Genomic DNA, 12,488 nt, shown 5'->3' on the forward strand with positions numbered 1-12,488 from the left:
CCCGGGGCTACCGACCCCCGCCCGACCGGGCGGTCCCGGCGCTGAACCGAGCGGACCTCGCACCGCCCGGCCGCGCGGGTCACGCCGGGTCCAGCAACCCCCGGTCGAAGGCGATGGCCACGGCTTCCGCCCGCCGGCTCGCGCCGAGCTTCGCCATGATCCGGGTCAGGTGCACGCTGACCGTCTTCTCCGAGATGAACAGCTCCTCGCCGACCTCGCGGTTGGTGCGCCCCAGCGCGACCAGGCTCAGCACCGAGCGCTCGCGCGGCGTGAACGGGTCCACCCGGGTCCGCGTCGTCTCGGCGTGCAGCGCCACCCGCGCCCGCCGCGCCACCAGGTGCACCGCGTCGTGCAGCGGTGCGGCGTCCAGCCGGTCGGCCACCTCGTCGGCCAGCCTCAGCTCGGCCACCGCGTCGTCCCGCCGGTCGGCCGCCAGCAGCGCCTCGGCCAGCCGCCACCGGCACACCGCCTGCTCGAAGACCGAGCCGAACCCGAACTCGTCGGTCGCCGCGCGCCACCGGGCGGCGTCGGACGTCCCGCCCAGCCGGCTCTCCTCGGCCGCCACCCTGGCCAGCCACGCCCGGCCCTCCGGACCCAGCGACCCGGTGCGCGGCGAGCCCATCTCGGCCGTGGTGCGCGCGTAGTCGGCCAGGTCCCGCCCGGCCGCCACCGCCGCCTCCTCGGCCGTCCGGTCCCGCCGCCGCCGGGCGCGGGCCGCGAGCTCGGCGTACCCCGCGACGCCGAGCGCGGAGAGCCGGATGCCCGACAGCGCCCAGTCGCCGCCCTCCCGGCGCGACCACGCGATGGCGTCCGCGACCCGGTCCACGGCCAGTTCCGGCTGCCCGCGCCAGAGCGCGAGCTCCGCGCCGGTGCCGCCGGTGATGATCGCGATCTGGAGGTCGCGGTGCCAGTCCGCCCGCAGCTCGCCGATCAGCCGCTCGGCCTGCTCGAACTCGCCCCGGCTGACCAGCACGTGGGTGCCCGACGCGGCGAGCCGGGCGGACACCGTGCTGGACACCCGCAGGCCGGGCGGTTCGGCGGCCACCGCCGCGCCCTCCCACTCGCCGACGTAGTACCTCGTCAGCACCTGGAGGATGCGCAGCTCCAGGCCGTAGGAGCTCCACGACAGCCCGGTCTCCTTGGCCCGCGCCATGCCCTCGTCGAACACCCGGGCCGCGTCGGTCAGCTCGCCCAGGTCGTAGTGGTGCAGACCGAGGAAGTACCGGGCGCGCAGCTCGGTGTCGACCGCGCCGACCTCCACCGCGTGCGCCACGGCCTCCGCCAGGTGCGACCGGGCCGACGGCACGTCCGCCGCGGCCTCGTCCAGCAGGCCCAGCGTGGCCAGCGCGTCCGCCACCGCCGCGTCCGCGCCGGCCGCGCGCCCGTCGCGCACGGCGTCCTCGGCCCGTTCCCGCGCCTCGGCGTACTTCCGGTCCTGCCGGAGCTGCGCCGCCCACACCGCCAGCACCCACGCCCGCGAGGGGCTCGCGGGGCGGTCCCGGACCGGTTGCCACGCCTCCTCGATCGCGGCGGCCTTCTCCGGCTCGTTGCCGTCGATCACCTGGAGCGCCTGCGCGAACCGCCGCCACATCTCGGCGGCCTCCTCCGGGGTCTCCGCGTCGACCAGCTTCGTCCCGCTGCGCGCGAACGCGATGGCCCGCTCGGGCTGCCCGGCGGTCCCCGCCACCCACGACGCGCGGCGCAGCAGCAGCAGTTCGGTCACCCCGGCCGGGCGGTCCGCCGCCGGCACCGCCTGCCACAGCTTGAGCGCCTGCTCCAGGTACCGCAGCGCTTCGGCGGGCGCGCCGGCGGCCTGGGCCTCCTGCGCGGCGTCCACCGACGCGCGCAGCGCGCGGGCCAGGTCGTGGCTCTCCAGCGAGTGGTGCGCGAGCGCCGCGGCCGAACCGCGACCGGACAGCTCGGCGGTCCGCGCGGCGTAGGCGGAGTGCAGCCGCACCCGCTCGCCCGGCAGCAGGTCGCCGTAGACGGCCTCGCGCAGCAGCGCGTGCCGGAAGGTGAAGACCTCGTCCCGGGCCACCACCAGGACGTGGTGCTGCACGGCCTCGCGCAGCGCGCCGTCCAGCGCGGTGTCGTCCATCCCGGCGACGTGCCGCACCAGGTCGTGGCGCACCGAGCGCCCGGCGACCGACGCGACCCGCACCACGTGCTGCGCGGTCGGCGAGAGCCGCTCGATCCGCGCCAGCAGCACCTCGGCCAGCGTCCACGGGATGCCGGAGCCGCAGGTCGCGACCGCGATCAGCTCCTCGGCGAAGAACGGGTTGCCGTCCGACCGCTCGGCGACCTCCAGCACGAGGTCGTCGGGCAGGTCGTCGGACAGCGCCGCCACGAACGACCGCGCGTCGATCGCGCTGAACGGCGTCAGGTCCAGGCGGCGCACGGCGGGCAGCCGCACCAGCTCGGTGAGCAGGGGGCGCAGCGGGTGGCTGCGGTGCAGGTCGTCGGAGCGGTAGGTGCCCACGATCAGCAACCGCTGCGAGCGCAGCCGGGACAGCAGGAACGACAGCAGGTACCGGGTCGACGCGTCGGACCAGTGCAGGTCTTCCAGGACCAGCAGCACCGGCCGGGACTCGGCCAGCTCGCCGAGGATGCCGTGCACCGCGTCGAAGAGCTGCAACTGGCCCACGTCCTGCTCGGGGCGGCGGCCGACCAGGTGCGAGGGGAGGCCGGAGAGCCCGCTGTCCGGCGAGACGGGCAGGGCGAGTTCGGGCAGCAGCCGGCCGAGCGCGGGCCGGGCTTCGAGGTCCAGCAGACCGGCCTCCCGCACCTGCCCGAGCGCTTCGGTGAAGGGCAGGTAGGGAAGGCCGGTCTCGCCGACGTCCAGGCATCGGCCGGTCAGCACCAGGGCGTCCGCGGCGGCGGCGAGTTCCTCGACCAACCGCGTCTTGCCCACGCCCGCGTCACCGGCGAGCAGCACCGCGCCCGCCTCGCCGCGAGCGGCTTCGTCGAGGGCGGCGCGCAGCCCGGCCATCTCCCGGCTACGCGCCACCAAGGGGATTCCGGTACCAAGGCGTGCCACGGGTGGCATGTTCGCACACCTCAGGTGGCGTCGCGGTGGCCTTTCCGGGGAACCGGTGCCGCCGGGTCCGCCCGGTGGGTGAGCCGCCGCCACCACGAGCGCTTCGGTGCGGACGACCGCCGGGCGACGCGGTCGTGCGCCGCGTCGGCGCGCATCGCCGCCTGCCGGTAGTCGACCTCCGCCTTGATGGCCTCGGGCGTCCACTCCATGATGACCGTCTCCTCGTGAGCCGTGTTCTCGCTGACGAGGAGAAGAGTCGTGCTGAGGCACCGGGCCGGGCATCGGGTGTTCACGTGGGTTCCGGGCCTGGTGCCCTTACCCGCCGCCGTAAGGGGTGGCAGACGGCGGGTAAGGGGTGCCTCAGGCGGGCGCTAGCAAGCGCCCAGGTCGCTCCAGACGCCCCACTGGCCGGTGCTCCCGGGCTCTTCGCCCTGGGTCCACCACTTGGACTGCCACTTCTTGCCCTTGTGGGAGACCTGGTTGCCGCCGTTGTAGACCTTGGCGCGGTCCCAGGCGGCGATGGCGCAGGTGTCGGGGTTGGTCGTCGTGGTGGTCGTCGTGGTGTCCGACGTCGGGACGGTGGTCGTGGTCGGGACGGTCCCGTCGATCCGAGGGTGGTCCGACGCGATCGCGTAGGTCTTCCCACCGAAGGTGATCTTGAAGTTCGACGGCGACGCGATCGGCAGCTGGTAGCTCAGCGCGACGTCCACCGACGCACCCGGAGCCAGCGTCTGCCAGGCGGGCAGGCTCAGCTCCACGTGGTGGAAGTCGCCCTTGAGGCCGCCGACGTTCGGTCCGGTGTGGCCCTTCTGGGTCACCCGCAGGCCGAACCCGGACTGGTCGGACATGCTGCCCGGCGCGCTGGTCCCGTAGTCGAACTCGATCTTGGTGCCACCGGGGATGGTGGCCGTCGAGTTGTTGGTGATCTTCAACTTCGGGTTGATCGGGTAGTTGTTGTCGCCCAGCGCGAACCCGGACACCGTCGCGGACACGTCGATCACCTGCGTGGGGGGCGTCCCGTTGGCCTTCTGGCTGCCGTAGGGGGCCGCGCCGCGCAGTCCTTCGTTGATCTTGGTGATCAGGGTGTCGCCGACGGTGTACTGGTTCTTGGTGGTGTCGTACTTGTAGTCACCCGCCAGCTCCCAGATCATCACGCCGCCGAGGCCCTTGTCCGCGACCCACTTCGCCTTGGCCGCCAGGGACTGCTCGTCCTCGGTGGACAGGAACACCTTCTTCTCGGCGTTCCACAGCCACGGCGCGGCCATGGTGTTGTCGTAGTAGCGCACGTAGGTGCCCGAGACCCGGTCGGCCGGGTCGTTCTTCGGGTCCAGGCCGTACTGCTCCAGGTAGTCCGGCGTGATCTCGTTCTCAAGGTTCTTGGCGTGCCACATGGGGTTCGCGCCCGCCGGGACCTCGCCACCCGTCTTGTCCAGGTCGTGCCACAGGTTGTCGATGCCGACCGCACCCGAACCGCACGGCGTGGTCGACCCGACGTTGCCGCCCGTTCCCGGCGGGCAGTTCCGCTGGTCCGCGAGCGGTGCCTTGCCCCACAAGCCGTTCGTGCCGCCGGTGACGTTGTTCCACCCGCGTGTGTAGAACGGCACGCCGACGTTGATCCGGCCGGCCTGCATCGCGCCTCGGAAGTAGTGGTACGCCCAGTCCGCGTTGAGGTAGCCGGTGCCGTCGTAAGCGCCGTAGACACCGCCCGCCGCGAGCTCGCCGTCCTTGCCGTCGTCGTAGAGCGCGGCGTTCGGGCCCACGAAGTGGTTCCACGCGCCGTGCAGGTCGTAGGTCATCATGTTGAGGTAGTCCAGGTAACGGGTGACCTGGTAAGCCTCCTGGCCGCGCAGCAGCCAGCCCGACGCGGGGACGGCGGCGGTCAGCAGGTAGTGCTTGCCGTCGGCGGCGGAAGCCCGGTCGAGCTTCTCCCGCAGCGTCTTCATCAGGGCCTCGTAGCCCTTCCACAACGTGCCGCGGTTGGCGTCGGAGATCCAGTAGTCGTCCGGGTTGCCCGCGTACTTGTTGGAGGTGGCGTACTCGTAGTCGACGTCGACGCCGTTGAAGCCGTACTTGCGGATGAACTCGACGGCGGAGTCGGAGAACGTGTCGATCGCCGCCTGGGACGCGGCCATCTTGTAGAAGCCGCCGGACGCGTTGCGGGTGCCGTCGGGGTTCAGGAACCCGCCGGTCTCCGCCCAGCCGCCCACCGAGATGAGCGTCTTCACGTTCGGGTACTGCTTCTTGTACTTGTTGAGCAGGTTGAAGTGGCCCTTGTAGGGCAGGCTCGGGTCGAGGTCGACGCCCGGCCAGGTCATGCCGGTGGAGGCGTTGTCGGGGCCGTCCGGGCCGACCGAGACCTTGTTGGCGGCGTCGATGTGGGCGAACGCGTAGTTGAGGTGCGTGACCTTGGTCCAGGGGATGTCCGAGGCCAGGTACGCGGGCGCGCCGTTCTTGCCGGTGCGCCAGCTCGTGAAGTAGCCGATCACACGGCGGGAGTGGTCGGCACCCAACGTCTCGCGGCCGTTGGTGTCGTAGACCGAGCAGTAGGGGACGGAGACGCCGGGGGTCTGGTAGAGGCCGTCAGGGCGGCACTCCTCACCACCCGCGGCGTTCGACGTGGACGGGGACACGACAGCGATGACGAGTCCTGCCACCGTGGCGAACAACGCCATCAGCGGCATCAATCTTCTGGACACTAGCCGACCTCCTGCACCAGGCGGCGGCCTCGACGCAGAGTGGAGCGAACGAAACGTAAATAGGTCCAGACCTTTCTGTCAATAGGTCCAGACCACTCAACCGATCAGGCCGCCCGACATCGGTCGGCCGAGAGCGCTCTCCGACCCCGAATCCCCCACCCACCACACGAATCGCCCGCACCTGAACGGCGCAACGCGACCCCAACGGCCCACACCGTCCGACGAACCAGTGGAGGAGCTGGACCCGCCCGGTCGGCACCGGTCGCGTGCGGGAGCCGGCGGGAGCCGGCGCGGGCCGGTCGACACCGGTCCTGAGCGCCCCGAACGTCGCACGGGCGCGTGACCTCCGCGAACGTGGTCCGACGTGCTCCGGTACCGGCGTACGGCCTATTTCGGACGAAACTTCCCGGCGTTGTCCCGGGGCCGCCGATTTACCCGCATCAGCTCGGAACACCGGCCCGCCGGTGCCAATCGAAGTGTTGCTGCACCGGTTGAGTGAATGTCCTCCGCACACCCCGGTTCCGATCTCACCAAGCGCGACCATGGCCCCCGCCGAACCGAGGGCGCTAGGCAAATAGGGGTACGTCGATCAAAGCGCTTGACCGGACCCGCGGAAGTCGTTTTACTCGGATATGCCGGTGCAGGGGTGCGGATAACCGGTTGAGTCAGGGGACGCTGGGGGCATTACTCCAGGAACTCACCGGTCCACGTTCGCGGACCGGTGCGGATTCTGCCGTGCTCACTGGCGAAGGAGTACGGATCACGCCCCTGGGCACACCACGACAAATCCACCCCACCACCGGTGTGTGCTCTTTTCCTCTTGTCGAGAACACGCCCAACCTGAAGGAGAAAACGCATGCGTGCACTACGTGCGGCGGCGGCAGTGGGCTTTGCCGCGCTCGGCCTGGTCTTCACGGCCGTGCCGGCCATCGCCACCCCGGTCACCGAGACCGGGGCGGTGACGTCCGAGGTCAAGGGCGTCGACGCCTGCGGCTTCTGGGAGAACCACTCCACCGCGTACTACACCCACTGCTCGACGAACTGCATCTGGATCGTCGTCGACTACTCGTCGGGCCCCAACCAGTACAAGCAGATCCCCGGCTACGGCGACCACGACATCGGCGGCGCGGGCGCGGTCGACAACGCCTGGTACTCCCACGTCTGCTGAGCGCGGGCGAGGGGCGAAGCGGCCCCCGCCTTGAGTGAGCCCACCGCCCGCACCTACCCGGACCTCGGGGAACCCCGGTAGCGCGAGCGGTGGCGACGGTGACGCACAGGGTCGGCGGTGCGGACTTCCCCGAGTCCGCGCCGCCGGCTCGTGCCGCGCCCGGCACAGGTCGACGCAGGTCGGGCGGGAGGTTCGGCCACCACTGCCCACGGGCACCGGCGGGAACATTGCGACCCCGCGTCCCCGGGCGGTCCGGTGCATATCCGGCGACCGCCGGTCGCATTCCTTACCACCCGATTTCCGGTGGACGTCGCCGGGGAGGGGACGGCGGCCGTTCGGGCGGCTACTAGAATGGACGCGGTGACAACCATGGGGAGTTGATTGCGGTGTCCGTGCTCAAGAGCAGGCGCTGGTGGCTTGGCGTGCTTTTGTCGTGGCTGTCGCTGATGGCGGCGGCCACGGTCATCCTGCTGATCCGGTCCGCTTCCGGCGGCCTGTTGGATTTGCAGGTCTACCGGGTGGGAGGTCAAGCCTGGTTGGGCGATTACCGCCTCTACGTGGACAGTTTCGCCAAACCCCTGAACGGTCCGGAACTGCCCTTCACCTACCCGCCCCTGGCCGCCGTGCTGTTCAGCGTCCTGGCGGTGGTCCCGTGGCCCGCCGCGGTGCTGGTGTGGACGATCCCGGGGCTGTTGCTGCTCACGGCGGTGTGCGTCGTCGGCGCGCGGCACGTTTACGGGAACGGGCAGCGGGCGGTGGTGATCGGCCTGGCGCTGGCCGCCGGCGGACTGCTCCTGGAACCGGTCCGCAACTCGCTGGACCTCGGCCAGATCAACCTGCTGCTGATGGGTTTGGTCGCCCTCGACTGCCTGCTGCCGAAGACGCGGTGGCCGCGTGGCCTGCTCATCGGTTTCGCCGCCGCGATCAAGTTGACGCCTTTGGTGTTCGTGCTCTTCTTCCTGCCCCGCAAGCAGGTCAAACCGGTCGTCACGGCAATCGTCGCCTTCCTCGGCTTCGGGCTGATCGGCTTCGCCGCCGCGCCCACGGACAGCAAGCAGTACTGGTTCGAGTCGTTGCTGGATCCCGGCCGCGTCGGCGGGCTCGCCTTCGTCGGCAACCAGTCGCTGCGCGGTCTGGTGCACCGGTTGTGGTTCCCCGGGGCGGTCGAGACCGCCATCTGGGCGGTGCTCGGCCTCGCGACCGTCGTGCTGGTGTGGGTCGCCGTGCGGCGGGCGCAGGACGACCGGCTGGCCGCGCTGATCGCGGTCGCGGTCGGCGGCCTGCTGATCTCGCCGGTGACCTGGTCGCACCACTGGGTGTGGGTCGTGCCCGGCCTGCTGCTGCTCGGCCGGCAGCGGGTGTGGGCCGGGCTGGTGGTCGCGCTGTTCCTGGTGGCCCCGATGTGGTTCCTGCCGAGCGAACCCGACCCCGCGCACCCCTGGTCCTGGTGGCAGCACGTGATCGGCAACGCCTACGTGTGGGCCGGTCTGGCCGCGTTGGTGGTGTTGGCCCGGCGTCGGAGCGGTGCGCGGCCCGCGCCCCTGGACGAACCCGGGGTCGAGGCCGCCGTCGGCAGCGAGCGCCTGGCTTCCTAGCGGCGGTCCCCCGCCCCGGGGCCGGCCGGCCCCGGGGCGATCAGCTCAACGACGCCGACCGCGCACGGGCCAGCCGCGCCCGGACGGCATCCGCCTCCGCCGAGTTCAGCTCGATGAACAGGGCCAGCGCCCGCTGCCAGTGCGCGATCGCACCGGCCATGCCCTGCCGGTCGAACACCGTGGCCAACCGGTCGTGCGCCAGGGCCTGGTGGTACGGGCTCATCGCCGCCGCCGCCACCGACAGCGCCGTGCGCGCCGAGGCTACCGCCTCCGACCACTCGCCCGCCTCCAGCAACACCGCCGCGAGGTCGGTGTGGCAGGTGGATTCCCCGCACTGCTCCCCCACCTCCTGGTAGATCCGCACCGCCGCCCGCAGCCACGTCTTCGCGTCCTCGTACCGGCGCATCGCCAGGTACAGCGGCCCCAGGTTGTGGTGCGCCGCCGCCTCGGCCCAGCGGGACCCGGCGGCGCGGCTGACCTCCAGCGCCTCGCGGTAGAACTTCTCGGCTTCCTCCATCCGGCCCAGCGTCTGCAACATGTCCGCCACCGTGGTCAACGCCCGCGCCTGCGCGTTCACGTCCCCACCGGTCCGCGCGACCTCCAGCGCCTCGCGCATCCGCACCAGCGCCTCGTCCCACCGGTCGAACTGGGCCAGCGCCACGCCGAGGTTGAACAACGTCACGAACCGCGCCTCGGGGTCGCCCAACGACGTCGCCGCGCGCATCGCCAACTCCGTGGAACGCAGCCAGGTCGCCCGGTCGGTCCGCAGCCAGAAGAACCGGGACAGCGTGTACGGCAGTTGCCACGCGTGCACCAGCCACGCCCGCTCGGCCCCCTCGCCCGCGAGCTCGGCGGCGGCGATCAGGTTGCCCTGCTCGGCGTCCAGCCACGCGGTGGCGTCGCCGGCACCGGTCAGCTTCGGCACCTCCTCGGGCACCAGCTCCGGCGCGACCCGGACGCTGCCCCGGCCGACCGGCAGCAGGCCGTCGGCCAGGTCCGCGCAGTGCAGGTAGAAGTCCAGCATCCGGCTGGTCGCCTCGTGCCGCTCCTCCGGTCCCAGCTCGCCGGCCAGCGTCCGGGTGTAGACGCGCACCAGGTCGTGCGCCCCGTACCGGCCGAGCTCGCCGACCGACAGCAGGTTCGCGGCCGTCAGCGCGCCGAGCGCGCGCTGGGCCTCGGACACCCGGACCTTCGCCATCGCCGCGACGACGTACGCGGTCACGTCCGCGCCGGGGTGCAACCCCAGCAGCGCCAGCAACCGCGCCGGCAACGGCGACAGCGCGCGCCGGGAGGCGTCCAGCGCCGCCCGCACGGTGGAGTCCTCGTCCTCCAGGCCCAGCGCGGCCAGCCGGCCGTGCTCGTCGTCGAGTTCCGCCACCAGCTCGGCCACCTGCAACGAGGGCGACACCGCGAGCCGGGCGGCGGCGATCCGCAGGGCCAGCGGCAGCCCGTCGCACAGCACGGCCAGCCGCCGCATCGCGCCGACCTCGCTGCCGTCGCGCCCGGCGACCCGGCCCAGCACCTCGACGGCCGCGTCGGTGTCGAGCATGTCCAGCTCGACCATCCGGGCCTCAGCGTGCGCGACCAGCCCGACCAGCCGCCGCCGGGACGTCACGACCACGCACGACGGCGAGCCGGGCAGCAGCGGCATCAGCTCGGTCGAGCCGCGCGCGTTGTCCAGCACCACGACCATCCGCCGGTCCGCGACCAGCGTCCGGAACAGCGCCGAGCGCTCCTCCACGGTCACCGGGATGTCCCCCGACGGCACGCCCAGCGTGCGCAGGAACCGGTTGAGCACCTCGCCCGCGCCCAGCGGCTCCTGGTTCGGGTCGTAGCCGTGCAGGTCGACGTAGAGCTGGCCGTCGGTGAACTCCTCGCGCACCCGGTGCGCCCAGTGCAGGGCCAGCGCGGTCTTGCCGACGCCGGCCGGGCCGGTGACCACCAGCACCAGTCCGCCGGACGGGTCCGAGTCGAGCAGGCCGTCCAGCCGGGCCACCTCGGCGTCCCGGCCGATCAGCGCGGCCGGGGCCCGGGGTAGCTGCGCGGGAGTCGTCGGCAGGGCCGGTTCGGGCGGCGGCACGGGGATCGCGATGGGCCGCGTCGGCCGTTCGGGCTCGGGGTCCTCCCCGGCCAGCACGGCCTGCTGGAGCCGGCGCAGCTCGGGGCCGGGCTCGACGCCGAGCTCCTCGACCAGCACCCGCCGGGCCTCCCGGTACGCGCCCAGCGCCTCGGCCTGCCGGCCCGCCTGGCACAGCGCGCGCATCAGCAGGCCGTGCCCGCGCTCCCGCAACGGGTGCTCGCCGGCCAGCGCGGTCAGCACCTGGACCAGTTCCGCGCCGCGCCCGATCAGCAGCAGCAGTTCGGCCCGCTCCTCCAGCACGGCCAGCCGCCGCTCGGCCAACCGGCCGCGTTCGACCTCGGCGAACAGCCCGGCCACGCCGCCCAGGGGCTCGCCCCGCCACAGCGCCAGCGCCTCGTCCAGCGCGCCGGCGGCGGATTCCAGGTCACCGGCGGCCCTCAGCCGGCCGGCGGCGACCACGCCGCGCTCGAACGCGTCCAGGTCGACCGCCGTCGGGTCCAGCCGCAGCAGGTAGCCGTCCCCCACCGAGGTGAGCAGTTCGGCCGGCGCGCGGCGGGCCCGGCTGGGTTCCAGGGCGCGCCGCAGACCCGCCACGTAGGTCTGCACGAGGTTGACGGCGCTGCTGGGGGCCGCGTCGCCCCACACCGCCTCGATGATGTGCCCCCGGCTCACCGGGGTGTTGCGGGCCAGCAGCAGCACCGCCAGGACCGCGCGCTGCTTGGCGGCACCGAGATCGACCTCCCGGTCGCCGCGCCGCACCCGGAGAAGGCCGAGCACCTCGAACCGCAGGGGCTCCCCGCCGTCGTACTCCACCGACTGATCCTTCGCCGAAGGGCATTGAGCACCCGAAACTACCCGACCCGGCAACCGGGCCGGGGAGATCACTCCAGTGCGGCTCCAGTCGCGCTGTAGCCGCATTCTTACGCTAAGCGTGTCCGACCAACCACACAGGGCGAACCCCGGTGGGGGAGGTTGGACCAGGCGGCGGAACACCCGCTGCTCCCTGATCGACGAGGGCGGGCCGGCGTGCAAGGGGCATCCAGCCCGCGGCGGCGGAACGCCGGCCCGCCCTCGTCCCCAGCTCCACGGGGAAGGGTCATCCGGTAGGGGATGGCCCTTCTCCTCTGCCCTCCCCCCGTCGAAGGGGCCGTGCTCGGGACCCGAACCCCCGAACACGGCCCCTTCGGCTGTGCGCGCCCTGAGGGGGTGGCGCGCGCTCAGCGGCCGGGCGACGCGCTCACACGACCTCTTCGACCGGCTCCCGCGTGACGGCTGCCGCGTTCTTCCTGCGCCGGCGCAGGAAGACCACCAGGCCGACGACCACCGCGACGCCCATCACGCCCCACATCGCGCCGTTGAACACCGACTCGATGTACTTCGCCGACGCCCCGGCGGCCGAGCCGATCCCGATGTGCAGCGCCGACCAGCACACCGCGCCCGCGATCGACGCCGGCAGGAACCGCCGGTACTCCAGCTTCGACGCGCCGGCCGACGCGGGCACCAGGGTCCGCACGACGGGCATGAACCGGGCCGCGAACACCGCCCACGCGCCACGCCGGCGCAGCAGGTCGCCCGCGCTGTCCCAGTGCTGCTGCCCGAGTTTGCGCACCACCTTGCTCTCCCGCATCCGGTCGCCGAACCGGCGGCCCAGGAAGTAGCCGATGCTGTCGCCCGCGACCGCGCACACCGAGACGACCAGCCACATGACCAGGAAGCGCGGCGCGGTGGTCGCGGTGGTCGCGGCGAGCAGCAGCGCGCTCTCCCCCGGCGCGATGAAGCCCACGCCGAGCGTGCACTCCGCCAGCGTCAGCCCGCCGGTCACCGCCAGCACCGCGGGCTGCGGCAGACCGGCCAGCCCCTCCAGCGCGTCGGTCAGGAACGCCATGTCGTCTCCCCCAGGTGAAGATCGAGG

General features: G+C 72.7%; 7 protein-coding genes. 2 read left to right on the plus strand and 5 right to left on the minus strand.

Going from position 1 to position 12,488, the window contains the following annotated elements:
• Positions 1-79 precede the first annotated feature (79 nt).
• From AB0G01_RS12960 to AB0G01_RS12970, 3 genes are all read right to left on the minus strand, one after another.
• The gene (locus AB0G01_RS12960; RefSeq protein WP_360943727.1) at positions 80-3,046 is read right to left on the minus strand and encodes an AAA family ATPase; all 2,967 of its coding nucleotides are present in this window, start codon (positions 3,044-3,046) and stop codon (positions 80-82) included.
• Positions 3,047-3,057: 11 nt separating this feature from the next.
• Positions 3,058-3,246 carry a hypothetical protein gene (locus tag AB0G01_RS12965; RefSeq protein WP_360943730.1) on the minus strand — a complete coding sequence of 63 codons (189 nt, stop codon included), beginning with the start codon at positions 3,244-3,246 and terminating at the stop codon, positions 3,058-3,060.
• A gap of 162 nt (positions 3,247-3,408) precedes the next feature.
• Positions 3,409-5,718: a glycosyl hydrolase family 18 protein gene (locus tag AB0G01_RS12970; RefSeq protein ID WP_360945208.1), complete on the minus strand. Its 2,310-nt coding sequence runs from the start codon at positions 5,716-5,718 to the stop codon at positions 3,409-3,411.
• Positions 5,719-6,589: 871 nt separating this feature from the next.
• On the opposite strand from AB0G01_RS12970, the gene AB0G01_RS12975 reads away from it, so the two are divergent.
• Together AB0G01_RS12975 and AB0G01_RS12980 are read left to right on the plus strand one after the other, a co-directional pair.
• The gene (locus AB0G01_RS12975; RefSeq protein ID WP_360943733.1) at positions 6,590-6,901 is read left to right on the plus strand and encodes a DUF6355 family natural product biosynthesis protein; all 312 of its coding nucleotides are present in this window, start codon (positions 6,590-6,592) and stop codon (positions 6,899-6,901) included.
• A gap of 386 nt (positions 6,902-7,287) precedes the next feature.
• Complete coding sequence (locus tag AB0G01_RS12980) at positions 7,288-8,496, plus strand: glycosyltransferase 87 family protein (RefSeq protein ID WP_360945211.1); 1,209 nt, start codon at positions 7,288-7,290, stop codon at positions 8,494-8,496.
• 40 nt (positions 8,497-8,536) lie between these two features.
• Here AB0G01_RS12980 and AB0G01_RS12985 read toward each other — a convergent pair whose 3' ends face one another.
• Positions 8,537-11,389 carry a BTAD domain-containing putative transcriptional regulator gene (locus AB0G01_RS12985; RefSeq protein ID WP_360943736.1) on the minus strand — a complete coding sequence of 951 codons (2,853 nt, stop codon included), beginning with the start codon at positions 11,387-11,389 and terminating at the stop codon, positions 8,537-8,539.
• Between the two features lie 424 nt (positions 11,390-11,813).
• Positions 11,814-12,461: a DedA family protein gene (locus tag AB0G01_RS12990; protein ID WP_360943739.1), complete on the minus strand. Its 648-nt coding sequence runs from the start codon at positions 12,459-12,461 to the stop codon at positions 11,814-11,816.
• Positions 12,462-12,488 lie beyond the last annotated feature (27 nt).

Source organism: Actinosynnema sp. NPDC023587, assembly GCF_040640215.1.
GTDB lineage: Bacteria > Actinomycetota > Actinomycetes > Mycobacteriales > Pseudonocardiaceae > Actinosynnema.